The 23,499-nt window shown below is 64.3% G+C and carries 21 protein-coding genes and 2 tRNA genes; 9 read left to right on the top strand and 14 right to left on the bottom strand.

Annotated elements, in window-relative coordinates; genetic code table 11:
* Window positions 1-496 precede the first annotated feature (496 nt).
* Window positions 497-1,594 (bottom strand): Shedu anti-phage system protein SduA domain-containing protein, encoded by a 1,098-nt coding sequence (locus J2808_RS00865; RefSeq protein WP_309810246.1) that lies wholly within the window; start codon window positions 1,592-1,594, stop codon window positions 497-499.
* A gap of 190 nt (window positions 1,595-1,784) precedes the next feature.
* Here J2808_RS00865 and J2808_RS00860 point away from each other — a divergent pair, with 190 nt between their 5' ends.
* Both J2808_RS00860 and J2808_RS00855 read left to right on the top strand, forming a co-directional pair.
* Window positions 1,785-2,465, top strand: coding sequence for a hypothetical protein (locus J2808_RS00860; RefSeq protein ID WP_309810243.1), 681 nt, complete (start codon window positions 1,785-1,787; stop codon window positions 2,463-2,465).
* A 145-nt stretch (window positions 2,466-2,610) separates the two neighbouring features.
* Window positions 2,611-3,273: a hypothetical protein gene (locus tag J2808_RS00855; protein ID WP_309810240.1), complete on the top strand. Its 663-nt coding sequence runs from the start codon at window positions 2,611-2,613 to the stop codon at window positions 3,271-3,273.
* Window positions 3,274-3,886: 613 nt separating this feature from the next.
* Here the strand turns inward: J2808_RS00855 and J2808_RS00850 are convergent.
* From J2808_RS00850 to J2808_RS00835, 4 genes are all read right to left on the bottom strand, one after another.
* Window positions 3,887-3,960, bottom strand: a tRNA-Met gene (locus tag J2808_RS00850).
* A 61-nt stretch (window positions 3,961-4,021) separates the two neighbouring features.
* Window positions 4,022-4,093: transfer RNA gene (locus tag J2808_RS00845), tRNA-Thr, on the bottom strand.
* 263 nt (window positions 4,094-4,356) lie between these two features.
* On the bottom strand, window positions 4,357-6,564 hold the full coding sequence (locus J2808_RS00840; protein WP_309810235.1) for a DEAD/DEAH box helicase: 2,208 nt from the start codon (window positions 6,562-6,564) through the stop codon (window positions 4,357-4,359).
* A gap of 418 nt (window positions 6,565-6,982) precedes the next feature.
* Complete coding sequence (locus J2808_RS00835; protein WP_309810233.1) at window positions 6,983-7,639, bottom strand: MOSC domain-containing protein; 657 nt, start codon at window positions 7,637-7,639, stop codon at window positions 6,983-6,985.
* Between the two features lie 182 nt (window positions 7,640-7,821).
* On the opposite strand from J2808_RS00835, the gene J2808_RS00830 reads away from it, so the two are divergent.
* Genes J2808_RS00830 through J2808_RS00820 form a run of 3 tightly spaced genes read left to right on the top strand, consistent with a single transcriptional unit; the run spans window position 7,822 to window position 11,175 of the window.
* Window positions 7,822-8,385, top strand: a complete 564-nt coding sequence (locus J2808_RS00830) for a Tat pathway signal protein (RefSeq protein ID WP_309810232.1) — start codon at window positions 7,822-7,824, stop codon at window positions 8,383-8,385.
* 2 nt (window positions 8,386-8,387) lie between these two features.
* Window positions 8,388-9,617, top strand: coding sequence for a glutathionylspermidine synthase family protein (locus J2808_RS00825; protein WP_309810229.1), 1,230 nt, complete (start codon window positions 8,388-8,390; stop codon window positions 9,615-9,617).
* A gap of 31 nt (window positions 9,618-9,648) precedes the next feature.
* On the top strand, window positions 9,649-11,175 hold the full coding sequence (locus J2808_RS00820; protein ID WP_309810226.1) for an APC family permease: 1,527 nt from the start codon (window positions 9,649-9,651) through the stop codon (window positions 11,173-11,175).
* Here J2808_RS00820 and J2808_RS00815 read toward each other — a convergent pair.
* From J2808_RS00815 to J2808_RS00795, 5 genes are all read right to left on the bottom strand, one after another.
* Window positions 11,172-12,503 carry an MFS transporter gene (locus tag J2808_RS00815; RefSeq protein ID WP_309810223.1) on the bottom strand — a complete coding sequence of 444 codons (1,332 nt, stop codon included), beginning with the start codon at window positions 12,501-12,503 and terminating at the stop codon, window positions 11,172-11,174. The genes J2808_RS00820 and J2808_RS00815 overlap by 4 nt on opposite strands.
* Window positions 12,500-12,991 (bottom strand): winged helix-turn-helix transcriptional regulator, encoded by a 492-nt coding sequence (locus J2808_RS00810; RefSeq protein ID WP_309810220.1) that lies wholly within the window; start codon window positions 12,989-12,991, stop codon window positions 12,500-12,502. Before J2808_RS00810 ends, J2808_RS00815 begins: the two co-directional genes overlap by 4 nt.
* 66 nt (window positions 12,992-13,057) lie before the next feature.
* Window positions 13,058-14,221, bottom strand: a complete 1,164-nt coding sequence (locus J2808_RS00805) for a cystathionine gamma-synthase (protein WP_309810217.1) — start codon at window positions 14,219-14,221, stop codon at window positions 13,058-13,060.
* A 13-nt stretch (window positions 14,222-14,234) separates the two neighbouring features.
* Window positions 14,235-15,620 (bottom strand): cystathionine beta-synthase, encoded by a 1,386-nt coding sequence (locus J2808_RS00800; RefSeq protein WP_309810214.1) that lies wholly within the window; start codon window positions 15,618-15,620, stop codon window positions 14,235-14,237.
* A 43-nt stretch (window positions 15,621-15,663) separates the two neighbouring features.
* Window positions 15,664-16,056 carry a VOC family protein gene (locus J2808_RS00795; protein WP_309810211.1) on the bottom strand — a complete coding sequence of 131 codons (393 nt, stop codon included), beginning with the start codon at window positions 16,054-16,056 and terminating at the stop codon, window positions 15,664-15,666.
* 130 nt (window positions 16,057-16,186) lie between these two features.
* Here J2808_RS00795 and J2808_RS00790 point away from each other — a divergent pair, with 130 nt between their 5' ends.
* The 3 genes from J2808_RS00790 (at window position 16,187) to J2808_RS00780 (ending at window position 19,120) form a co-directional block, all read left to right on the top strand.
* Window positions 16,187-17,158 carry a DNA-3-methyladenine glycosylase family protein gene (locus J2808_RS00790; protein ID WP_309810207.1) on the top strand — a complete coding sequence of 324 codons (972 nt, stop codon included), beginning with the start codon at window positions 16,187-16,189 and terminating at the stop codon, window positions 17,156-17,158.
* A gap of 187 nt (window positions 17,159-17,345) precedes the next feature.
* On the top strand, window positions 17,346-18,314 hold the full coding sequence (locus J2808_RS00785) for an ATP-binding cassette domain-containing protein (protein ID WP_309810202.1): 969 nt from the start codon (window positions 17,346-17,348) through the stop codon (window positions 18,312-18,314).
* Complete coding sequence (locus J2808_RS00780) at window positions 18,314-19,120, top strand: ABC transporter permease (protein ID WP_309810199.1); 807 nt, start codon at window positions 18,314-18,316, stop codon at window positions 19,118-19,120. The genes J2808_RS00785 and J2808_RS00780 overlap by 1 nt, the downstream gene beginning before the upstream one ends.
* Before the next feature lie 77 nt (window positions 19,121-19,197).
* Here the strand turns inward: J2808_RS00780 and J2808_RS00775 are convergent, their stop codons facing one another.
* Together J2808_RS00775 and J2808_RS00770 are read right to left on the bottom strand one after the other, a co-directional pair.
* Entirely contained in the window at window positions 19,198-20,112 is a 915-nt protein-coding gene (locus J2808_RS00775; protein WP_309810195.1) for a hypothetical protein, read from the bottom strand.
* A gap of 152 nt (window positions 20,113-20,264) precedes the next feature.
* Window positions 20,265-21,941, bottom strand: a complete 1,677-nt coding sequence (locus J2808_RS00770) for an AMP-binding protein (RefSeq protein WP_309810193.1) — start codon at window positions 21,939-21,941, stop codon at window positions 20,265-20,267.
* A gap of 72 nt (window positions 21,942-22,013) precedes the next feature.
* On the opposite strand from J2808_RS00770, the gene J2808_RS00765 reads away from it, so the two are divergent.
* Window positions 22,014-22,292, top strand: a complete 279-nt coding sequence (locus J2808_RS00765; protein WP_309810189.1) for a putative quinol monooxygenase — start codon at window positions 22,014-22,016, stop codon at window positions 22,290-22,292.
* 86 nt (window positions 22,293-22,378) lie between these two features.
* Here the strand turns inward: J2808_RS00765 and J2808_RS00760 are convergent, their stop codons facing one another.
* Both J2808_RS00760 and J2808_RS00755 read right to left on the bottom strand, forming a co-directional pair.
* Complete coding sequence (locus tag J2808_RS00760) at window positions 22,379-22,801, bottom strand: thioredoxin family protein (RefSeq protein WP_309810186.1); 423 nt, start codon at window positions 22,799-22,801, stop codon at window positions 22,379-22,381.
* 113 nt (window positions 22,802-22,914) lie between these two features.
* Entirely contained in the window at window positions 22,915-23,472 is a 558-nt protein-coding gene (locus tag J2808_RS00755) for an acyl-CoA thioesterase (protein WP_309810182.1), read from the bottom strand.
* Window positions 23,473-23,499: the final 27 nt, after the last annotated feature.

Genomic DNA, 23,499 nt, shown 5'->3' with positions numbered 1-23,499 from the left:
CCGATATCGGGGCACTGCTTCTGGAAGCGACTCCGTGCGGACACGCCATGGGTTCGAGACCTGATGATCTTGAAAGATCAGGAAGTTCGGGATGTAACGGAGAAGGCCGTGTCTGCCGTCAATGACCGTCAATGACGCATTGCTGCCCGTATCTAAAGCTGCTTCTGCCGGGAGGGCTGCATTGTCACCGTTGCCTGGTTTCCAAAAGGGGGACGCACTAGCGTCAGCTGTTCTACTGGCAGCAGTACCTGAGCGCATGGCGGTATATGACCGACGCGCCCATGCCGGCTTAGAGAGCTTGGGCCTCACGCTCTCGTCGGCCCCGGAAGGTACGCGCGCTATATGGAGTTGGTAGAAGTTCTGCGACTAACGGCAAAACGGCACGGACAATCTTGGTCTGCCAGAGATGTCGACGTAGCTCTCCACTGGCCCGGCGGTGCAAGGCCAGCGCTTTGAACCATCCCCGAGTCCACATTGGCCGATCCCTGCCACAGATTCAGAACGGCGGTTCGCTCTCCCAGCCGGATGCCGGATCCGGCCCTGGGAAGTCAGCAGGGTGCTCCTCGGAGAGCTCAGGCTGGACATCAACGAGCCGAAGCGCTGCCTTCGCTCCGTCGATCAGCTCGGCGTAGGTAATCACCTGAACCCTAGATAAGTGGCTGTTATAGGTGCGCAGCGTCTGGGACACATCCACTGCGCTTCGGTTGCCGTTCAGAAACTGAGGGTGGCCGATGACCACAGTCGCCGTTGCTCGTCGCACATCAATCCCCAGGGTTTGCTGAATGGAAGCCGATTGCTCATCGAGCGCCCGCAAATAGTTCATCGTTTGTCCTACAGCCTGATGAACATCGCTACCAACGATGAGGTGACTGCGATACGGCTCCACGAGCCTGGGAATGTGGGCTCGCTTCAGCTCGACGACATGGATACTCCCGTCTGCACGCAGCAACGGGATATCCAACTGGTCGAGAGCCGTTAGCTGCCGCCTCTGGTTTTGCCCCATGTATTGGCCCCCGAAGAGCCACCACTGGTTATCCAAAGCTGACTGCAGTGCGTGCTCACTGCTGTCGGGGTTGTTGACTGCAGCCTCTAGAACTGCCAGCGCGGCGCGCTGACGCTGCGCGACTACTAACGAACTTCCCGCCGCCACAGCATCACTTTTTGACAGAGCCTCACGAACCTCAGGCATCCTAAGGAGATCGGATACTAGCGAGACAGCTGGGGCGGAGTCTCCCCTGGCAAGTCTCTGCAGAAGTACCACCGTTGAGTTCTCCTCGACAACAACAAACTTACCGTCGCTGGGAAGATTTTCGTTGAGAAGGGCTTGGACCGCGTTGATCTCGTCGTCTTCACAGAACCAGCGATACTCCGCTCGTTTCTCGAACTGGTAGGAGCTCTGCGTGTTCCGCTCCCAAGTTTGGACGACAAAGGTGCGGCCCTTGACCTCACCCGTCGATTTATCGCCGAAGGTGAGGAGGGCAGCGGTCTTCCAAGCACGGGGACCTGCTTTGACAACTACATCTTCAATCGAGAGGAGGTTGGGATTCGCTAAATCCGTTCGCAATCGCAGCAGAAGCTCTTTCTCAGCAGACATAGAAGAATTCTGTCAGAGACAGAATCCGCATTTGGTTTGTATTAACGCGTCCTAGGCAGGGCTTCCCATACCTGACGTGAGCAAGCCCTGATTTGCCACCCGCTCCAAGCCATCGCGGCGCCTTCGGCGCCTGCCGCGTGCTGGGCGAGGCTAGTCGGTTTCCTGACAATGCCAGCCCTATGCTTTATTGATGGGGAACAAACCACAGAAAAGCCCGCACCTGTTCAAAGTTTTCGCAAGTGAAGATCGCGAGAGCCTCATCGTTCGCTATCCGTATCAACGCGACTCTGACGTCGAGTTCGGGTATGTCGAGGCAGCAAAGCGACTCGCTGCCTCATTCCGTGGGCAGCCGATCGATGACGCAATCCTTATGCCGTTCATGTACCTATGGCGGCATGCAGTTGAACTATCGCTGAAACAACAGATCAAGTATGCAGCCAAACTCCGGCGGGCGAACGGCGAACAGGATGCGTCGCTCGATCCAGAGAAACTTCGGGGATGGCTCAACAGGACGCACAGCCTGAGGGATATAGCTACCGAGTTAGCCGGACACTTCGCTCATCTCGACCTACCCGAAATGCCGAACGACACCCGCCGCACCCTCTCTTGGCTCATTGAGGCTGATCCGAAGGGCCAGACCTTCCGCTACCCTGGTGGGCTTCCCGACACGCAGGACTTCATCGACTTCCATGGCCTTAGAAAGTGCCTTGAGGAGACATACAACATGGTGTCTGCCGGAATCGATGTGCTTTGGGCCTACGGCGAGGCACAGGAGGATTTCCTCGCCGAACAACGTGAGTTCGAGGCGGAGATGCGCGCCGACTTCGAGGCGGAGATGCGAGCGGAGTATGGGGAGGAGATGGGCAGCTAGATTAACGACGCCCGGATGACGGGCCGTCGGACGGCCGAGCAGTACCTGTCACGCCGCACCGTGTGGGGGGCGCGGTCTGGAGCACGGGCGATATAGCCAGCCCTTCCTTGCGCTACGGCTACATGCGGTGGATAGCCTTCGCTATATGCACGCCGTGATTCTTCCGTCCATTGCCATGAAAGTAGTTGCGCTCACGATGAAGCTTTCCGATGATGACTCGTTTCTGACCTGGTCAGAACTTGTCATTCCATCACTCGCTGGTCTGGCCTCGTTCTCCGTCGCAGTAGTTTCAGTCGTTATCGCGTGGCAGGCCCGCAATATCGCCGAGAGATCTGAAACCGCTCGGGTCGAGGCAGAGGATCACCGCTTGCGGTTCGAACAACAGCTAAGGTTCGACTCCGCACTCAAAGATCTCTACGTCGGGGTTTCAGAGCGAATAGAGGCGCTGAGAGCCCACGATGCTGCCGTAAGGGCGAACATGTTTAACATCAACCGCGGTGGACCAGGTATCAATGTGCCATCTCGACCTCCCATTTCGTCTCTGCTCGCCTTGATTGCAGCAGCACGATTGGATGCCCATGAAAATGAGGCAACCGAGTTGTTGGACGCTGTGGGAGCATACGCCGCTGCTGTTGCTCAGGCAGGAGGACCAAGCCCCGACCCGGAAAGTGTTGACGAAAGACAGCGTCGTATAGAACGAGAGGTGGACTCGTGGGAAGACCTCCTGACCTCCGTCAATGACTGGCGCCATTCAGGTACCGACAGCCGTGTGACGATACTGGCAGAAATGTTAGCCGCCGCTAGTTAATTCTTGCGCGCTGCGTCCCCGGTGACTAACGGCACACCGGCTTGATCGGAAAGTGCCACTGGAATCATCCCATCGAGCTTCGTGAGTGGGCGCACTTCTGGTTCGCCCCCCCGACATTCTGGTCATTCTTTGAATCCACCGAGGTTGATCAGCGGGAACAAAATGAGGGTCGCGCCTGTAGAAGCCTCTGAGACAACCGCAAAACCGGGCGAGGCCTATAGCCCCGCATCGTCGGAGCTGCCGTTTACCTAAAGCCTTAGCCCTGGCAGGAAAATCCCGGCCTTGGCCATGTCCGGCACACTTAGCGAACGTTTCGATATGTTCGTAGCGGTTTGCCTGCGTCGCCAACTGGGCGCTCAAGCGCCTTCTGCGGCTCCAGGAAGGTTCGGATGCCCTGAGCAGCCTCTGCAGGGCGCCAGTCCCTTGTAGGGGCGACTGAAGGCCGCACGGCCAGGATGAACCGATGAGCGCTCGAGGAACATCCATTTAGTAGCCACGTCTTAGAGATTTGGCGATCACACAAGGGGATGCAGGAGATTGGCCACCTGTCAAGGGTTAATTCTCTTTAACTAGAAACCCCCGGAATCTCGGGGGATTCCGGGGGCTTAGCCTGTAGCGGTGGGGAGGCTCGATCTCCCGACCTCACGATTATGAGTCGTGCGCTCTAACCAACTGAGCTACACCGCCACGAATGAGAAAAACCTGCATCAAGCCGGTCAAAACCGCCTTGACACAGGCCCTCATCCAGAGCCCCCCACCGGAATCGATCCGGTGACCTCGTTCTTACCAAGAACGCGCTCTACCACTGAGCTAGGGGGGCAACGAGTAAATACTCTACCGGAAGATTTGGCCACCAACAAATCGGCGGCCGGATACGGCCCGGGACACGAAAAACCGCCTAAATCCGGGCTAATAAGTACCTTCGGGGGCCTGCTGGGGAGCCATTGGAACCCGGCCGCGGCACTGATGTGACGAAGCGAACATCCGGGCAACTGAATGGTCGGGCTTATGGCCGGGTTAAATGCCGAGGGGCCGGCTCGAAAGCCGGCCCCTCGGGGAAAAACTTGTCAGACTAGCTGACGGTTACCACTTGCCCTTGCGGTTGAAACCGCCCTGGCTGCCTTCGGTGCGGGGCTTGCGCGAGCCGTCGCCGTGGCCGGCGAAGCGGGAATCGCTGGCCTGGCCGCGGCTGGAACCGCTCTCGGCACCAACGCTGCGCTCTGAACGGTCGCTGTACGAGCGGCCGCCGCGGTCAGCGGAGGAACGCTCGCCGTCGGACTTGCGGAATTCCTTCTTGAACCCGCCGTTGCCCTTGAAGTTGCCGCCACGGTCACCGCCGCCGGAGTAACCGCCGCGGTCTCCGCCGCCACGGTTGCCCTGGTAGCCGCCACGCTCGCCGCCACCGGAAGGCTTGCGGCCGTTGTCCAGCTCAAGGTGGATCAGCTCGCCGCCGATCCGGGTGCGGGACAGGGCGCGCAGCTGCTCGGGGCTCAGGTCCGCCGGGAGCTCCACGAGGGAGTGGTCCGAGCGGATGTCGATGCCGCCGATCTGGGCCGAGGAAATGCCGCCCTCGTTGGCAATGGCGCCCACGATGGAGCCCGGCATAACGCGCTGGCGGCGTCCGACGGCGATCCGGTAGGTGGCGTTGCCCTCGGTGAGCGTACGGGTCGGCCCACGTGAGCCGAAGCCGTCCTTGGAGCGCTCGCGCTTCTGGAACTCAGGAGCCGCGGGCAGTTCCTTGACCAGCAGCGGCTGTCCGCCCTGTGCCATGACGGCCAGCGCGGCAGCGATCTCCGCGGCGGGAACGTTGTGCTCCTGCTCGTAGGATGCAATGAGGTCGCGGAAGGCTGAAACGTCCTCGGACTCGAGGGTCTCGGTGATCTTCTCGGCGAACTTGCCCAGGCGCAGCGTATTAACGGTCTCGGCCGTGGGCAGGTGCATCTGCTCCACCGGCTGGCGGGTGGCCTTCTCGATGGAACGCAGCAGGTACTTCTCGCGCGGCGTCATGAACAGGATGGCGTCACCGGAACGGCCTGCACGGCCGGTGCGGCCGATGCGGTGGACGTAGGACTCCGTGTCGTGCGGGATGTCGTAGTTGACCACGTGGCTGATGCGCTCAACGTCAAGGCCACGGGCGGCGACGTCGGTGGCCACCAGGATGTCGATGCGGCCTTCCTTGAGCGCGTCAACGGTGCGTTCGCGCTGCTGCTGCGGGATGTCGCCGTTGATGGCGGCAGCCTGGAAGCCGCGGGACTTCAGCTTGTCAGCCAGGTCCTCGGTAGCCATCTTGGTGCGCACGAAGGCGATAACGCCGTCGAACTCTTCCACCTCGAGGATACGGGTCAGGGCGTCGAGCTTGTGCGGGCCCATGACCTGCAGGTACCGCTGGCGGGTGTTGGCACCGGTGGTGGTCTTGGACTTGACCGAGATCTCGGCGGGGTTGTTCAGGTACTGCTTGGACATCCGGCGGATCTGGCTCGGCATGGTGGCCGAGAACAGTGCAACCTGGCGGTCCGACGGGGTCTGCTGGAAGATCTGCTCCACGTCTTCGGCGAAGCCCATGCGCAGCATTTCGTCGGCCTCGTCCAGCACCAGGTACTGGAGTTCGGACAGGTCCAGGGAACCCTTGGAGATGTGGTCGATCACGCGGCCCGGGGTACCGACGACAACCTGGGCACCCCGGCGCAGGCCGGCGAGCTGGGGGCCGTAGGCGGAGCCGCCGTAGACGGGGAGGACGGTGAAGTCATCGATGTGCTTGGCGTAAGAGGTGAAGGCCTCGGCAACCTGGAGCGCCAGCTCGCGGGTCGGAGCCAGGACCAGGGCCTGGGTCTTGCGGGACGGGCCGTTGAGGTCGTGGAGCTCGGCCAGGCGGGACAGTGCCGGTACTGCGAATGCTGCAGTCTTACCGGTACCGGTCTGGGCGAGGCCCACGACGTCGCGGCCTTCAAGCAGCAGCGGGATGGTGGCTGCCTGGATGGGGGAAGGCTTTTCGTAGCCGACGTCCTGCAGGGCGGCGAGGACGCGGCCGTCGATGCCGAGATCGGCGAACTTGATGCCCTCTTCCTCTTCCTCAGCCGGGGCGGCGGGTGCTTCCTCAGCCTTGGCGGGAGCGGCGGGCGCTTCTTCGGCCTTGGCGGCAGGCGCTTCGGCCACAGGCGCTTCGGTTTCGGTTGCGGGAGCTTCAGTCTCAGTGGCGGGCTCTGCTGCGGGGACAACGGCCTCGGTGAACTCGACGGTAGCGGTTTCGGCGGTTACCGCTTCGGCGGTGGCGTCGTTCTGATTTTCGGGCATAGGGAAATTTCCTCATCCATAGGGGGCCAAGCGGCACTACCCGAGGTGAGCGGAGCCGCAGTACGTGTGCCGTGGGTGCCGGGCATACATTGACCGGCCGGTCACTTAGAAGTCCGGCGCTTTCGCAATCCCGTGGCAGGACTTCCCGCTGCATCTCTTGGCTGCTATCCCAGCAGTCTGTACAGCGTTTTCTTTAGCCGGCTCTCCCTATGAAAATGCCCGCATCGCTTGTGCGGGCCCCAACACTTGCCAGTCCTGCCTCAAAAATTGGGCAGGAATAAGGGATTTCCGGAGTGGGGGATGTTTCAAGTGTAAGGTACAAATCCGCATTGCGGCTAATTGAGCGCACGACGGCGGCGGTGAGCTTGCGCACATAGCCGCGGGTGGTGCCTCTTAGGCGGGCACTCCTGCGGGGCGGCTAGCGGGCCAGCTGCCGCTCCAGCCGTTCGAACTTCACCCCGAATTCAGGCTGCTGCAGGCGGATCTCGCCGTCGGCGTCGGCGTCCCGAAGCGCCTCCATGGACTCCAGGTCAGGTTCGCTGAACCACTTGCCCACGGTGATTCCGTGCTTCGGCACAAAAATGCGGTGGATGTGGTCGCCGGCCTGGATGGTTCCCGTGCGGATCACCCGGAGGTACGCGCCTACGCGGCCGGCCTCGGTGAAGCGCTTGACGAAGCGGGGCTCGTCCATGTGCCGCTGGAACGCAGCACACGGCGTGCGCGGGGACGTGACCTCCACTTCGACGTCCAGTCCGATCTTCCAGCGTTCGCCGATGATGGCGCCGGTGGTTTCGATGCCGGCAACGCGCAGGTTTTCGCCGAAAATGCCGGGTGGGAGGTCGCGCTGGAGCTCGCCGGTCCAATAGTCGGCGTCGGCCTGGGAATAGGCGTAGACGGCCTGGTCCTCCCCGCCATGGTTGATCCGGTCCGCCTGGACGTCCCCGTGCAAGCCCAGGCGATGGACCCGAACGGGACCCTCCACCGGGCGTTTGTCGATAGCCGTGACGCCGACGGTCCCTTCATCGGCGAGAAGCTGGTGGACGCGGCAGACGGCAAGCACTGATGCGGTTTCCATGGCTCCAGTGTAAGTTCCGGCACGTTCCTTAAGTCGGTGCGGCGGGGCGGGGACTTCTCCCCCGGTCCCCGCTCGCAGCCGGCCGGGGCAGCGGCTAGGCTGATTTCAGGATTCAGCTTCCGGCGCACGGTTGCGCCCGCTTTCAGCACGGATTTCAGCACGGACTACCGAGGGGGGATGTCATGGACGCGGACAACGACCCAACCAACGGTCCGGACAAGGACAAAGGCAAAGACGCGCCCAAGCCCCCGCCATGGCAAGTACCCAAGCCGGAGTTGCGCCCCGAACTCCTGAACGAACCTGTCACTCCCGTGGATCCCTTCGCGAGGGACCGCGAGCGCCAGGCCCATGAGGCAGCCACGCGCAAGAAGCGCTCCCAGCGGCGCACCGTCGTCGTGGGTTTGGGCGTCACTGCCCTTTTGGCCGGCACCATCACCGCAATTGTGGCAAGCAACGAGGATGAGCCCGAGTACGCCCAGGTCTGCTTCAACGATGAGACCGGCGAGCGGGTGGAAGATGCCCAGTGCAACAGTTCGGCGGGCCGCGGCGGCGCACTCTACGCGTGGTACTTCTACTCCCGCGGCGCCAGTGTGCCGGGCGTGGGCCAGAACCGCTCCGCATATCCGAGCTACACGAGTACCATCCCCAGCGGCGCCAAGGCGTCCACGGGGTACAGCACCAAGGGCGGCACCGTCAGCAGGGGCGGCTTCGGCAGCAGCTCCAAGGGCGGAAGCACGGGGGGTTAGGCGTGAAGCGGTTGTTATCGGAGCCCAGGCCCGGCTGGAAGCAGAAGATCGAAGAGCAGGGCCTGGTCTTCTCCACCACCACCATGCCTGGTGGGAAGAAGATCGAATACTGGAACGAGGCCGCCTACTACGAATTCACCATGGATGAGGTGGAGTCACTCGAGATCCAGGCCGAGGACATGCACAAGATGTGCCTGGAAGCGGCGAAGTTCCTGGCCACCGGCGCCATGGGGAACATCGGCATCGGCCCGCAGGCCCTGGAGCTTGCCGCCGAGTCGCTGCAGGCCGGCGACATGGACGTGTACGGGCGCTTCGACTTTATTTATGACGGCCAGGGCGGCCCGGCCAAGATGCTCGAGTACAACGCCGACACCCCCACCGGACTGATCGAGGCCGCCGTCGCGCAGTGGTTCTGGCTGCAGGACGTGTTCCCGGAGAAGGACCAGTGGAACGGCATCCACGAAGCCCTGATCCGGCAGTGGAAGAAGCTGCAGTACCGCACCGGGATGAGCACGTTGCACATAGCCCACTCCGAAGCCGAGGAGTCCGGCGAAGACTGGATGACGGCCGCCTATATGCGCGATGTTGCCAGCCAGGCAGGCTGGACCACCATCGGCATCAACATGTCCGACATCGGCTGGGACCCCAACCTCAACCGCTTTGTGGATCTGGACAACTTCATGATCAGCACCATGTTCAAGCTGTACCCGTGGGAGCTGATGATGAAGGAGCCGTTCGGGCACCGGCTGCTTCAACGTGCGCACAGTCCCCGCTGGGTGGAACCAGCCTGGAAAATGTTGCTCTCCAATAAAGCCCTGCTCGCCGCCCTCTGGCACCTGTACCCGGACCATCCCAACCTCCTGCCCGCCTACCTCAACGAGCCGGGGCCACTCAAAGAATGGGTGGCCAAGCCTCTCCACGGGCGCGAAGGTGACAACATCAAAATTCACGCAAAGGGCATCAGCCTGGAGCAGCCTGGCGGCTACGGCCGCGAAGGCTGGTGCTACCAGCAGTTCCAGCCGCTGCCCGACTTCGACGGCAACCATCCGGTCCTGGGCCTGTGGGTGGTGGACGGCGAGTCCGTGGGCTGCGGGATCCGGGAATCGGATGGCCCCATCACCGACTACTTTTGCCGTTTTGTGCCCAACACCATTGACGCCCCGGCGCCGCTTTCAGCGCAGGCCCTGTCCAGCACATCCAGCAAATCAAGCAAAGCAGGTATTGCACTATGAGCCCCCTGACATTTCCGAGCCCGGTGACAGCATGAGCGCGAGGACGACGACGGCGGGCGGCGGCTCCGGCGGACCGTCCGGCAGTGCCGTCCCGGCCAAGGGACTCCGCGCGGGAATCCTGGATCTCGGCGACTCTGTCATGCTGGGCCTTGCGTCCACGGCGCCCGTGTATTCGCTGGCTGCCACGCTGGGGCTGATCGTTGCCGTCAACGGGATCTACACTCCGCTGATCCTGGTGCTCGGCTTCATTCCTGTCCTGTTCATCGCCTACGCCTTCCGTGAGCTGAACAGCGCCATGCCGGACTGCGGCACCACGTTCACGTGGTCGCGCCGGGCGTTCGGTCCTTGGGCCGGCTGGCTGGGCGGCTGGGGCGTGGCTCTGGCAGGCATCGTTGTCCTGGCCAACCTGGCGCAGGTTGCGGGGCAGTACCTGTGGCTACTGATCGGCGACGGTTCGCTGGCCGACAACAAGCTGGTAGTAACCGCCACGGGTGTGCTGTTCATTGCTTTTATGACCCTGGTGAACTACCGGGGCATCCGGCTGGGCGAGCATGTCCAGCGCGTCCTGACCTACGTGCAATATGTCTCGCTGGGCATCTTCGCGCTTGCGATCATCATCAGGATCGCGGGCGGCGCCCCCGAGGGCCAGGCCTTCGACATCGAGTGGTTCAACCCGGCCGGGGCCTTTGCCGATCCCGGCGCCGGGGTGCACGGCGCTTTGCTGGCTCTGTTTATCTACTGGGGCTGGGACACCTGCCTCGCCGTCAACGAGGAAACCGAAAACCCGTCCACCACCCCCGGACGCGGCGCCGTAATTTCGGCCTTTGTCCTCGTGGCCATCTATGTCTCGGTGGCGCTGCTGGTGATGATGTACGCCACAGTGGGCACCGAAGGCATCGGGCTGGGCAACGAAGCGAACCAAAGCGATGTCTTCCTGGCCATGAAGGATGTGGTCCTGGGTCCGTGGGGCTGGCTGATTGTGGTGGCCGTGCTGGCCTCCGTGCTCTCCTCCACGCAGACCACCATCCTTCCGACGGCCCGCGGCACGCTGTCTATGGGTGTGCATGGCGCGCTGCCACCGAAGTTCGGCGAGGTCCACACGCGCAACCAAACTCCTGGATTCTCCACCCAGGTGATGGGCGTCGCCGCCGTGGTGTACTACGTGGCCATGAGTTTCCTCAGCGAGAATCTGCTCTCCGATTCCATCAGCGCCATCAGCCTGTTCATCGCGTTCTACTATGCGCTGACGGGCTTCGCGTGCGGCTGGTACTTCCGGAGTACGCTCAGCGAATCTGCCCGCAACCTCTGGTTCCGCGGCATCCTTCCGCTGCTTGGGGCGCTGATCCTGACCGCCGCGTTCTTCATTTCCGCCGTCCAGATGTGGGACCCGGCCTACGGCGACACGCAGATCTTCGGCATCGGCGGGGCGTTCGTCAGCGGCGTGGTTCTCCTGGCTCTGGGCGTTGTGCTGGCAGTGGTGTGCCGGTTCCTGCCGTCAACGCGGGAGTACTTCACCGGGAAGCCCGCCGCCGCGGCCGGCACCACAACGTCAGCCTAGGCGGCGGCCACCGGGACCGGTGCGGGGTCTTTGTCAGACTTGTCCTTGCGGATGGTCGCGCTGATCACGGCGGCGATGGTGCACATGGCCGCGGCGCCGAACCAGGCGTAGGTGTACTCGCCGGTGGCGTCACGGATGGCACCGGCGCCGAGGGCAGCCGCAGCCGCACCGAGCTGGTGGGCCGCGAAGACCCAGCCGAACACCACGCTGCCGTCCGCGCCGAACGTCTTGCGGCAGATGGCTGCCGTGGGCGGGACCGTGGCCACCCAGTCCAGGCCGTATATCACCACAAACACGATCATGCTCGGCTGGACGGTGGCGCTCAGGAGCAGCGGCAGCACCAGCAGCCCGATCCCCCGGAACTGGTAATAAACGGCCAGCAGGACTTTCGGGTTGTAGCGGTCTGTCAGCCAGCCGGAGGCGATGGTCCCAAGGATGTCGAAGATCCCGACGACGGCAAGCAGGCCTGCCGCGGTGGTTTGCGGCATGCCGTGGTCATGCGCGGAGGGGATGAAGTGGGTGCCGATCAGGCCGTTCGTGGTGGCGCCGCAGATCGCGAAGCCGGCCACCAGCGCCCAGAACGTCCGCTCCCGGCTGGCCCGCTTGAGGACCTGGAGGGCGCGCACGGCGGCGTTGCTGCTGCGTTCGCTGTCCACGGCCGGGCCTGTAGCGGCAGCAGGCTCAGCCGCTCCCTCCTCAGGTGCCGTTTCGCCGTAAGGCAACGCCCCGACGTCGGCCGGTGAGTTCTTCAGGAACTTCAGCACCAGCGGAACCACTGCCAGCGCGCCGGCGGCGATCAGCAGTGAGGCCTGCCGCCAGCCCGGATCCTGGGCCAGCATGGCGATGAACGGCAGGAACACGAGCTGGCCCGCGGCGCTCCCGGCGGTCAGGATGCCGATCACCAGGCCCCTGCTCTTGGAGAACCAGGTATTGGCGATGGTGGCGGCGAAGACGAGCGCCATGGACCCCGTGCCGAGGCCGATCAGCAGCCCCCACGTGAGCAGGATCTGCCAGGACTGGTTGACCAGGACCGTCAGCGCGCTGCCGGCACCGATCATCACCAGGGCGGTGGCCGTGACGGCACGGATCCCGAAGCGTTCCATCAGGGCGGCGGCAAACGGGGCGGTCAGGCCAAACAGCACCAGGTTGATGCTGACGGCTGCCGAAAGCACCGTGGTGGACCAGCCGAATTCCTGCTGGAGCGGCACCATGAGGACACCCGGCGCCGCCCGGAATCCGGCGGCTCCCACGAGGGCAAGGAAGGCCACGGCCGCAACGGTCCAGGCGGGGTGCAGGCGGCGGCGCTGGCGCGATCCGGTGCCGCTCATGCGGTGGCCGTTGCGAGTTCGACGGGAGATTCCGAGCGGGTGAGGCTGTGCCAGCTGGTGTTGGCGGCCGTGAGCCGCTCCCCGCAATGCGTGCACGTGTCTGCGGAGCCGGTCCGTTGCCCGCAGCCGGAATGGATCACGAACATGTGGGCCTGCTCGGAGGGTGCGGGAAGATGCTTTTCGGACCAGATGGCCACAGCGTTGAGGACCGGAAGGGCGTCCTCCCCCTTGGGCGTCAGGACGTACTCCTGACGGGGGCGGCCGCCGTCGTCGTACGCCTTTTTCGTCAGCAGCCCGGACTCCACGAGCCCCGCCAGCCGCTTGGTGAGCACGGAGTCGGCCACTGCCAGCCGGGACTTCATGGCGTCAAAGCGCCCATTGCCAAAGAAGACCTCGCGGAGCACCAGCATGGTCCACGGGTCGCCCAGGATATCGAGGCCGCGTGCCATGCTGCAGGTGCGTTGGGACCAGTCGGATCGAAGTGCCATAAAGGCACCCTAGCTAACTTTCTTGAAGAAAGCCAGGGTGCCTTCGGGGAACCAGGACGAGCGGGGTTACTTCAGGAACGTGAAGGCGTGCTCCAGGTCTGCGATCAGGTCTTCCACGTCCTCGATGCCGCAGGAGAGCCGGATCAGGTTGACGGGAACGGCCAGCTCGGTGCCCTTGACCGAGGCGTGGGTCATCTCCGACGGGTAGTTCATCAGCGATTCGATGCCGCCCAGGGATTCCGCCAAGGTGAACACCGAGGTGTTCTCCGCGACCGTGCGGGCCGCCGCTTCGCCGCCCTTGAACTGGACGGACACCATGCCGCCGAACTTCTTCATCTGCTTCTTAGCCAGATCGTGGCCTGGGTGGGAGGGCAGGCCCGGGTACAGGACGGCCTCCACTTCGGGGCGCTGCAGCAGCCATTCCGCCACGGCCTGGCCGTTGTCGCTGTGCCGGTCCATGCGTACACCCAGCGTCTTCAGCCCGCGGGTGGTGAGGAACGCGTCCATGGGGCCGGATACTGCGCCCACGGCAAACTGCACAAAGCCGATCTTCTCCGCGAGGTCCGCGTCCTTGACCACAATCGCGCCACCCACCACATCGGAGTGGCCGCCGATGTACTTGGTGGTGGAGTGAACCACGACGTCGGCACCCAGGGCGAGCGGGGTCTGCAGGTAGGGCGACGCGAAGGTGTTGTCGACCACCAGGAGGGCCCCGGCGTCGTGCGCTACCTTGGCGAGCGCCTCGATGTCGGTGATCTTCATCAGCGGGTTGGAGGGGGTCTCCACCCAGACGAAGCGGGTTTTGTTCGCGGCCACCGCAGTGCGCACCGCATCCAGGTCCGCCATATCCACGGGGGTGTTGCCGATCCCCCAGTCGCCGAGCACGCGGCTGATGAGCCGGTACGTGCCGCCGTAGGCGTCGTTGCCCAGGACAATATGGTCTCCGGGCCGCGTCAGCGCCCGGATCAGGGAGTCCTCCGCCGCGAGGCCGGAGCTGAAGGAGTACGCGTGGGTTCCGCCCTCAAGCGCCGCGAGCTGTTCCTGCAGGGCGTCACGGGTGGGGTTGGTGCCGCGGCCGTATTCGTAGCCGTCGCGGAGGCCGCCGATGCCGTCCTGGGCGTAGGTGGAGCTGAAGTGAACCGGCGGGACTACGGCGCCGGTGCGGGGCTCAAAGGCCTGGCCGGCGTGGACGGCGCGGGTGTTGAAGCCCTGGTTTTCAGAAACAGACATTGAGTTCCTTTGGCTAGTTGCTGAGGTAGGCGAGCAGGTCGTGGCGGGTGAGGATTCCCACGGGTGCGCCGACGAAAGTCACCATCACGGTGTCCACGTCGGAGAGCAGCTCGCGGGCTGCGGAGATGGTTTCCAGCGATCCGATCACCGGCAACCGCTCCCCCATGTGCTCGGAGATCTTGTCCGTCAGCTTCGCTTCGCCGCGGAACAGCTTAGAGGTCAGGCTCCGCTCGTCCACGGCACCAAGGACCTCGCCCATCACCACGGGCGGTTCCTGCGAGAGGACCGGGATGTGGCTGACGCCGAACTCGTTCATGATGTTGATGACATCGCGGACGGTCTCGTTGGGGTGGATGTGCACCAGGTCCGGCAGTTCTCCGTTCTTGGTCTTGATGACCTCGCCCACGGACGCTTCCTCGCCGCCGGAAAGGAAGCCGTAGGAGCGCATCCAATGGTCATTGAAGATCTTCGCCAGGTAGCCTCGGCCCGAGTCCGGGAGGATGACCACCACCACGGCGCTTTCCGGGAGGTCGCGGGCGGTCTGCAAAGCGGCCACCACTGCCATGCCGGAGGAGCCGCCCACCAGCAGCCCTTCCTCGCGGGCCAGGCGGCGGGTCATGGCGAAGGAATCCGCGTCAGTGACGGCAATGACGTCGTCCGGCACGGACTTGTCGTAGTTGGCCGGCCACATGTCCTCGCCGACGCCTTCAACGAAGTACGGGCGTCCGGTGCCGCCGGAGTAGACCGAACCTGCCGGATCGGCCCCGATGATCCTGACCCGGCCGCCGTCGGCCTCGGGACGGTCCGCGGACACCTCTTTGAGGAAGCGGCCGGTGCCGGTGATGGTGCCGCCGGTGCCGGCGCCGATCACGCAGTGCGTGACGGTGCCGTCCGTGTCGCGCCAGATCTCCGGACCGGTGCTCTCGTAGTGGCTGCCCGGGGCGGCCGGGTTGGAGAACTGGTCGGGTTTGAAGGCACCCGGAATTTCCGTGACCAGGCGGTCCGAGACGCTGTAGTAGCTCTGCGGGCTGTCGGGTGCCACGGACGTGGGCGTGACCACCACCTCGGCGCCATAAGCCTGAAGCACGGCCCGCTTGTCCTCGCCCACCTTGTCCGGTACCACGAAGATGCACTTGTAGCCCTTTTGCTGGGCCACGAGCGCCAGCCCCACGCCGGTGTTGCCGGACGTCGGCTCAACGATGGTGCCGCCGGGAAGCAGCTTGCCGGTCCGTTCCGCCTCTTCGATCATCTTCACCGCGATGCGGTCCTTGATGGAGCCGCCTGGATTGATGTATTCCAGCTTGACCAGGACAGTGGCTTTGAGGCCTTCCGTCACGTGGTTGAGCTTGATGAGCGGCGTGTTTCCGATGAGGTCCAGGACGGACTGCGCGTACTTCATAGGTACAAAGTTACCGCCTGCCGCGTCCTGCCCTTTCCGGGGGTCAGTTGCCCGCCGAGGAATCCGTCTGCCACAGGCCCATGATGTTGCCTTCGGTGTCCTTGAAATAGGCGTACCAGCCCATCCCGGGGACGGCGTCCTTGGCCTGGGCGATGGACCCGCCGGCGGATTCGACCTGCGCCAGCGCGGCGTCGACGTCGTCCACATCGATGGTGAGGATGGGGGTTTTGAGGCTGTCCGTACGCGGGAACAGGGCACCGTTGATGGCTCCGGGCGCGCTGGGCATGCCTGTCTGCTCGTCCGAGGGCGTGGTGATGGCGCTGGTGTAGTCCATCCCCTGCATGGGGATCAGGTTCCAACTAAACGCGGTCTGGTAGAAGGTGTTGGCGCGTTCTTTGTTTTCCGTGGGGATCTCGAAATGCACAACTCCAGCCACTGCATGCTCCTTTGAATGCGAGGGGAAAGCGCGGACGCCCCGCGCCACATTTGGAGTCTAGTCCCGGCATCTTCGGACTGTAAGGGCCTCCCGAAGCTCCGTTGTCAGCCCACCGTGGGACGATGAATACATGACCATTGCTGACGCACCCGCCCGGCTGGCCGCCGCCGCGGACGCGTCCCTCCGGTGGCATCCGGACGGCCCGTACAGCCTGAACCAGACGCTGGGCACGCTCCTGCGGGGCACCGGGGATCCGTCGTTTTCGCTGCGGCCGGACGGGCTGTGGACTGCTTTTGCGACGCCGGATGGCCCGGTCACGCTGCGCCTCACCGCCGCTGCGGACGGGGCTGTTGACGCCCAGGCTTGGGGTCCCGGCTCCGCAGCAGGGCTCGCCGGCGTGCCGCGGTTGCTTGGCGCCGACGACGACTGGGCAGCCTTTGATGAACCGGCCTTCCACGCAACCCTGCCCCGGATGGTCCGTGAGGCCCGACGCCGGAACCTGGCTGTCCGCCTGCCCTCCACCGGGCGGGTGGTTGACTGCCTCGTGCCCACCATCCTGGAGCAGAAGGTCACCGTCATCGAGGCCCGGCGCGGCTACCGGTACCTGATGTACCGCTTTGGCTCCCCCGCCCCGGCGGCCGGCGCAGCCGCGCCCGAAGGGCTCCGCGTCCAGCCCACCCCGGCGCAATGGCTGCGGATCCCCTCCTGGGAGTGGCACCGGGCCGGAGTGGGCCCCCAGCGGTCCGCAGCGGTCATGCGGGCGCTGCGATCCGCCGTCGCGCTTGAACGGCTGGCTGCCCTGCCGGCCCTTGAGGCGGCGGCAAAGCTGCAGACCATTCCCGGGATCGGGATATGGACAGCGGCCGAGGTGGTGCAGCGGACCCACGGCTGCCCGGACTCCATCGCCGTGGGCGACTACCACCTCGCCGCCTATGTGGGCGCGGCCCTGACCGGACACCGGACGGACGACGCCGGGATGCTGGCGCTGCTGGAGCCGTGGAAGGGCCAGCGGCAGCGCGTAGTGCGGATGATCGGCCTCAGCGGCTTCCGCAAACCCACGTTCGGGCCGCGGATGACCATCCAGGACCACCGCCGGCACTGACGTCCTGGCCAACAGCAACGCGGGGTCACTTCTTGCCCGATAATCGGGGTTTATTGGGCGAGAAGTGACCCCGCGTTCTGGCTGGGACGGGACCGGTTAATTCTGGCGATGGGCGCCTGATGGGTATAGCGTGGCGCCATGGAGCCCGCACCAGAGCCCCGGATTTCCGCATCCTCTGGAGTCACGCATGATCCACACTGACAACCTGACCAAGACCTTCACCGTCAAAAAAGAGACGGTGGAAGCCGTCAAGGGCGTCAACATTGACGTTGCCCCTGGCGAACTCGTGGCGTTCCTCGGCCCGAACGGCGCGGGCAAGTCCACCACCCTCCGGATGCTGACCACCCTGCTCAGGCCCACCTCCGGCTCGGCCACCGTGGCAGGCGTGGACGTGGCCGCTGACCCGGCCGGTGTGCGGTCCCGGATCGGCTACATCGGACAGGGGAACGGCGGCGGCCACAGCTTCCGGGTGATTGACGAGCTGATCATGCAGGGCCGCTTCTACGGCATGAACACCAACGATGCCACCGCCCGGGCCCAGGAACTGCTGAAGTCGCTGGACCTGGCCGACCTCGCCAAACGCACCGTGGTCAAGCTGTCCGGCGGGCAGCGGCGGCGGATGGACGTCGCCTTGGGGTTGATGCACTCGCCGCGGCTGCTCTTCCTCGACGAGCCGTCCACCGGCATGGACCCGCAGAACCGGGCCAACCTGTGGGAACACATCATGCGGATGCGGGCCGAGCATGGCACCACCATCGTGCTGACCACGCACTACATGGACGAGGCAGACCTGATGTCCGAACGCGTGATTGTGATCGACCACGGGCAGATCATCGCCGACGACACCGCAGCCCGGCTCAAGGCCAACCTGGCCGGAGACCTGCTCGCCGTCGAAGTGGCGGCGGACTCGGCCGAGAGCGTCCGGGGGCTGCTGGGGCGTGCCGCGGCCGGCGGGGAGATCAACGAAAACGTGTACGACGGCGTGGTCCGCTTCCGCCTCCGGCTCACCGAGGGCGCGCGGCTGGCTCCGGCGCTGCTGAAGGAAATGGACGACGCCGGCGCTCCCGCCCAGTCGCTGGAGCTGAAGCCTCCGACGCTGGACGACGTGTTCCTGGAGCTCACCGGCCGCAACCTGCGGGAAGGAGCAGACCGCTGATGGCTGTCCAAAGCACTGTTGAGAACCTGGAAAAGCCGGGCCTCGGCCAGATTCTCCGCGACACCAAATACGTGTTCTGGCGCGAGATGCTGCTGCCGCTCCGCGACCCGTTCTCGCTGGTCTTTTCGCTCCTCCAGCCGCTGGTGTTCCTGGGCCTGTTCGGGCCGCTCCTTGGCGCCGCTGTCGGAGCACCGGCCTTTGGTGGCCAGTCGACCTTGCAATGGTTCCTGCCCGGCGTGGTGGTGATGATTGCCCTGTTTGGCACGTCCATGACTGGCTCCAACCTGCAGTACGAGCTGATGACCGGCTCCTACGAGCGGATCCTGGCCACTCCACTGTCCCGTTCGTCGCTGATGATCGGGCGGGCACTGAAGGAGTGGGCGCCGCTGGTGGTTCAGGGCCTGCTGATCGCCCTGGTCTGCATTCCGTTCGGCTTCGTTTTCTATCCGCTGCACGTGCTGTTCGGACTGGTGATCCTGGGGATCTTCGGCATCGGACTCGGCGCGCTCTCCTATGCCTTGGCGCTGGTCTCGCAGAACAAGGAGTGGATCTTCTGGGGTGTGCAGCAGACACTGCTCTTCCCGCTGATGATCCTGTCCGGGATCATGCTGCCCATCGAGGCCGGGCCGGACTGGATGAAGACGGCCAGCCTGTTCAATCCGCTGACCTATCTGGTCAACGCCGAGCGTGAGCTGTTCGCCGGCAGCGTCGGGACGGACACCCTGCTGGGCCTCCTCGCCGCATCGGTGACGGCCGCCGTCGGACTTGTAGTGGGTGTGCGGGCCATCAACCGCAACATCAGCTAACCGCCTTTATTGCAACGCGGGGTCACTTTTCGCCCGATAAACGCCGGTTTTCGGGCGAGGAGTGACCCCGCGTTGCTCTAGGAGCGGCGTGCCCGTTTGATTCTGGCGATGAGCTCCTGAAAGCCGCCGGCGAGGTCGTCCGCGTTCGGCTTGAAATAGGACCAGCCGGCGCGGATGAAAAATTCGTCGCGGCGGTTATCCCGCGACTGCTGTTCCCTCGACCGGTGATGCGCGCCGTCGTACTGCACCGCGATCCGGTGCTTTCGGTAACCAAGGTCGGCTGCGGGCGACCTCGGATTGTCTGGATCAAGCCGGAGCTGCAATTCGGGTTCAGGCAGGTGCGCGTCCAGGAGCGCCAGCCGAAGGAACGTTTCGGGGAACGAGTCCGACCCAACCCGCATCTCGTCCAAGGCCAGCCGGGCTTTTTCGACGCCCTTCATGTTGGGATGCTGCCGGACCAACAGGCGCAGTCCCTCCTTATGGGCGAACGGCAGGCTGCGGAACTCCAGCTCCGGCCGCGGCGTGCGAATCAGTTGGTCTCCCATGGCCACGACGTACCGCAGTGGTAGCTCATGGGCCAGGTCCAGCCATGTCCGAGGCGGTACGCTAACCCTGATTCCGTCGATCTCCACCACTTCACCTGGAATCACGTGCACGCGATGACCGATGATGCCAGCCCGCCGGACCCTGGGCAATCCGTGCGGCTTGCTGAGGTGGATCGCCGGCTCCTGGCCCAACCAAGGAGGGAGGCCCAAATCGAAGAATACAGCCGCTGTCTCATGAGAAACCCAGGCGTCCGGGGTAGCAGCGCAGAGCACGCGTGCCCGCTCGACCAAGGAAACGTCCCGGCCTGCGTGCGCCCGAATCAGCCGCCCTGCGCCAACCATGTCCTTGGCATGCAAACGTTTTGGTGCAACACCGAGGGCTCGCGCCTGGTAGACCGTGAAGGGTAGCTTGGCGAGATCCCCGGGGAGTGGCTTAGCAGTAACCATGGCACCAAGTGTGCGCGTTCCGGAGGAACAGCGTCCTAAGTTATCCACAGGCCACCCTCACCACTGCAACGCGGGGTCACTTTCTGCCCAATACCGTCGAATTATCGGGCGAAAAGTGACCCCGCGTTGCAGTGGGTGCGGTAGACGGTGGGTCAGAGGCCCAGGCGGGCTACGGCTTCCTCGCGCATCTCCACCTTGCGGATCTTGCCGGAGACGGTCATCGGGAAGCTTTCGCGGACATCCACGTAGCGCGGGATTTTGTAGTGCGCCAGCCTGCCGCGGCAAAATTCCGCGACCGCGGCCTCGTCCAGCCGTTCCGCCCCGGGTTTCAGAATGATGCAGGCCATCAGTTCCTCGCCGTACCTGGCATCCGGGACGCCAATCACCTGCACGTCCTGGATGGCAGGGTGGCTGTACAGGAATTCCTCGATCTCGCGCGGGTAGATGTTTTCGCCGCCCCGGATGACCATGTCCTTGATCCGGCCCTCGATGACCACGTAGCCCTCGTCATCCATCTGGGCGAGGTCGCCCGTGTGCATCCAACCGTCGACGTCGATGGCTTCGGCAGTCTTGGCGGGCTGGTCCCAGTACCCCTGCATGACGGCATACCCGCGGGTGCACAGCTCGCCGATCTTCCCGCGCTCGAGGACTTCCCCGGAGCCGGGGTCCACAATCTGGCTTTCGAGCCGTGGCATGGTGCGGCCCACGGTCTCGGTCCGGTGCTGCAGCGTGTCACCGTTCCGGGTCATGGTGGACACGGGCGAGGTCTCGGTCATGCCGTAGCAGATGGCCACATCCACCATGTGCATCTCTGAAATGACCCGGTTCATCACCTCGATGGGGCACAGCGATCCGGCCATGACCCCGGTCCGCAGGGTGGCCAGGTCATACGAGGCGAAGTCGGGCAGCGCGAGCTCGGCGATGAACATGGTGGGGACGCCGTAGAGCGACGTGCCGCTGAAATCCTGGACCGCCTCCAGCGCCGCCGCTGGCGTGAAGCCGCGGCCCGGGATGATGGTGGCGGCGCCATGGCTAAGCGCGGCCAGGTTTCCGATCACCATTCCGAAGCAGTGGTAGAACGGCACCGGAATCACGACCCGGTCGTGTTCCGTGTACCCGAGCAGTTCGCCGATCGAGAAGCCGTTGTTCAGAATATTGTGGTGGGTCAGCGTCGCGCCCTTGGGAAAGCCCGTGGTGCCCGACGTGTACTGCAGGTTGATGGGATCGTGCGGGTCCAGCTCCGCCATCCGCGCCTTCAGCCCGGAATGGCCGACGGCGTCAGCCCGCTTCAGCAGCTCGGCGTACGTCAGCTCGGCCTCACTTTGGGGGTCACCGGCGTCGAGCCCTTCCACCCCGGGATCCGGCAGGAACACCAGCTCGTGCAGGTCCGGGCAGCCCGCCAGGGCGTGGCGCGCCATCCCCACATAGTCGCTGTTCCGGTCCGACGGCGCCGTGACCAGCATCCGCATGCCGTTCTGCTTGACCACAAATTCCAGTTCGTGGCTGCGGTAGGCCGGGTTCACGTTCACCAGGATGGCGCCGGCCTTGGCGGAGGCGTACTGAAGGAGTGTCCATTCGGCGCAGTTCGGGCTCCAGATGCCCACGCGGTCCCCCTTGGCGACACCGGAGGCGAGGAGCGCACGCGCGAGGCGGTCGACGTCGTCGTTCATTTTGGTGTAGCTCCAGCGGCGGGCGTCACCGCCGGGCACCGCCGCGGCCTCGATAAGCGCGTCGTGGAAGGGAAACTCGGCCGCCACCCGCTCAAAGTTCTCACCGATGGTTTCCTCAAGGAGCGGAACGTCAGTGTCCCCGGCTGTGTAGGCGCGCATGCTGGCACGCTACCAACTGGAGCCGGGCAATAAAAGCATATGAGAAGCGCACCGGCCGGTATTGTGAAAACCATGAGTGCACCCATCGACCTGCAGGCAACGTTCATCCCCAACGACGGCGAATTCTTCCGTGTGAAGCTCGCCCTGGAAATCGCCATCGACGAGGTGGTGAACGAGCCCGGCTGCATCAGCTACGAGCTGACCGAGGCCACCGACGAGAAACTGGTCCTGACGGAACAGTGGGCATCCGAGGAAGACCTGGAGAAGCACTCCAAGGGCATCGCAGTGCAGGACCTCAACGAATCCCTGAGCGCGCTGCTGGCCGAACCGGTGAAGGTCGAACGCCTGTAGCTCTCCGCAAACAACAACGCGGGGTCACATTTCGCCCAAAGAACCGAAGTTATTGGGCGAAATGTGACCCCGCGTTGGCTTAAGAGTCACTCGGGGATCTGGGTGCCGTCCTGGGGTCCCGCCGGGGTGCCTGCGGCCGCCGCGGCTTCCGCCTGCGAGCGCGCCACGTGGGCGTGGACCTCGTCCATGTCCAGGGCCTTGACGGCGTCCACAACCTGCTCGAGCTGCTGGGCGTTCAACGCACCGGGCTGGGAGAAGACCAGGACCTTTTCGCGGAAGGCCATCAGCGTGGGGATGGACGTGATGCCGGCCTCGGCGGCAAGCTGCTGCTCGGCCTCGGTGTCCACCTTCGTGAACAGGACATCAGAGTGCTTCTCCGACACGGCGCTGTACGTGGGCCCGAACTGCTTGCAGGGACCGCACCATTCAGCCCAGAAGTCCACCAGGACAATGTCGTTGCCTTCGATGGTCGATGCGAACTGTTCACCTGTGATGTCTAGTGTTGCCATGGTGTCAACGGTACGCGAGGCGTGAGTGGATGTCCCGGCCGGGGACGGCCTGTTCGCTCCCCGCGTCATCGGGAATATCCGCGGCATATAAGCTGCGATCCGCCCCGCGCGTGTCAGACCGTGGCGGCGTCCCACAGGTGCGGCGCGGGAGTCCGGCTGCCAGGCAGGGCATTGGTCTCACGCCAGTGGTGGATCCATTCGGGCAGGACCAGGTCCGCCGGCGGCTCGCCAAATTCGCGCAGGATCTCCTCCTGGCTGACTGGTTTGCCCTTGCTGACCAAGCGCGTAGCGATGTAGGCACGGGCGTAAATCTCATCGTCCGCCACCATGCGCTGCTCAAAGTAGATGGCTTTGGCGTCCAGGCCGATGATCTTCGTTTCGATGGTGTAGTGCTGCCACAGCTGCAGCGACTTCCGGAAGGCGATGGTCTCCCCTGCGGCCACCGGACTCCAGCCACGCCGGCGCATCCTCTTCCACACGCCGCTGCGGACCATCAGGTCGAAGCGGCCCAGGTCCATGAGGGAAAAGTACATGCCGTTGTTGACGTGCATGGCAATGTCGATGTCCGTTGGCAGGACCCGCAGCGGCAGAGAGGAAGAATCCCAGATGGTCAGCGCCGAACGGCGGGTGGACGTGAACAGCATCAGGAGGGTGCGCAGAAGCAGGTGCATACGCCCATGTTACCCGGCGGTAACTTA

The organism is Pseudarthrobacter sulfonivorans (assembly GCF_031454915.1).
In the GTDB taxonomy this organism is placed as follows: Bacteria; Actinomycetota; Actinomycetes; order Actinomycetales; family Micrococcaceae; genus Arthrobacter; species Arthrobacter sulfonivorans_C.
This window is presented reverse-complemented; position numbering and strand designations above follow the sequence as displayed.

Coding starts and splice junctions, on each gene's coding strand:
- J2808_RS00865 (WP_309810246.1), bottom strand. CDS start 1,594: ATGTCTGCTGAGAAAGAGCTTCTGCTGCGATTGCGAACGGATTTAGCG.
- J2808_RS00860 (WP_309810243.1), top strand. CDS start 1,785: ATGGGGAACAAACCACAGAAAAGCCCGCACCTGTTCAAAGTTTTCGCA.
- J2808_RS00855 (WP_309810240.1), top strand. CDS start 2,611: ATGCACGCCGTGATTCTTCCGTCCATTGCCATGAAAGTAGTTGCGCTC.
- J2808_RS00840 (WP_309810235.1), bottom strand. CDS start 6,564: ATGCCCGAAAATCAGAACGACGCCACCGCCGAAGCGGTAACCGCCGAA.
- J2808_RS00835 (WP_309810233.1), bottom strand. CDS start 7,639: ATGGAAACCGCATCAGTGCTTGCCGTCTGCCGCGTCCACCAGCTTCTC.
- J2808_RS00830 (WP_309810232.1), top strand. CDS start 7,822: ATGGACGCGGACAACGACCCAACCAACGGTCCGGACAAGGACAAAGGC.
- J2808_RS00820 (WP_309810226.1), top strand. CDS start 9,649: ATGAGCGCGAGGACGACGACGGCGGGCGGCGGCTCCGGCGGACCGTCC.
- J2808_RS00815 (WP_309810223.1), bottom strand. CDS start 12,503: ATGAGCGGCACCGGATCGCGCCAGCGCCGCCGCCTGCACCCCGCCTGG.
- J2808_RS00810 (WP_309810220.1), bottom strand. CDS start 12,991: ATGGCACTTCGATCCGACTGGTCCCAACGCACCTGCAGCATGGCACGC.
- J2808_RS00805 (WP_309810217.1), bottom strand. CDS start 14,221: ATGTCTGTTTCTGAAAACCAGGGCTTCAACACCCGCGCCGTCCACGCC.
- J2808_RS00800 (WP_309810214.1), bottom strand. CDS start 15,620: ATGAAGTACGCGCAGTCCGTCCTGGACCTCATCGGAAACACGCCGCTC.
- J2808_RS00790 (WP_309810207.1), top strand. CDS start 16,187: ATGACCATTGCTGACGCACCCGCCCGGCTGGCCGCCGCCGCGGACGCG.
- J2808_RS00785 (WP_309810202.1), top strand. CDS start 17,346: ATGATCCACACTGACAACCTGACCAAGACCTTCACCGTCAAAAAAGAG.
- J2808_RS00780 (WP_309810199.1), top strand. CDS start 18,314: ATGGCTGTCCAAAGCACTGTTGAGAACCTGGAAAAGCCGGGCCTCGGC.
- J2808_RS00775 (WP_309810195.1), bottom strand. CDS start 20,112: ATGGTTACTGCTAAGCCACTCCCCGGGGATCTCGCCAAGCTACCCTTC.
- J2808_RS00770 (WP_309810193.1), bottom strand. CDS start 21,941: ATGCGCGCCTACACAGCCGGGGACACTGACGTTCCGCTCCTTGAGGAA.
- J2808_RS00765 (WP_309810189.1), top strand. CDS start 22,014: ATGAGTGCACCCATCGACCTGCAGGCAACGTTCATCCCCAACGACGGC.
- J2808_RS00760 (WP_309810186.1), bottom strand. CDS start 22,801: ATGGCAACACTAGACATCACAGGTGAACAGTTCGCATCGACCATCGAA.
- J2808_RS00755 (WP_309810182.1), bottom strand. CDS start 23,472: ATGCACCTGCTTCTGCGCACCCTCCTGATGCTGTTCACGTCCACCCGC.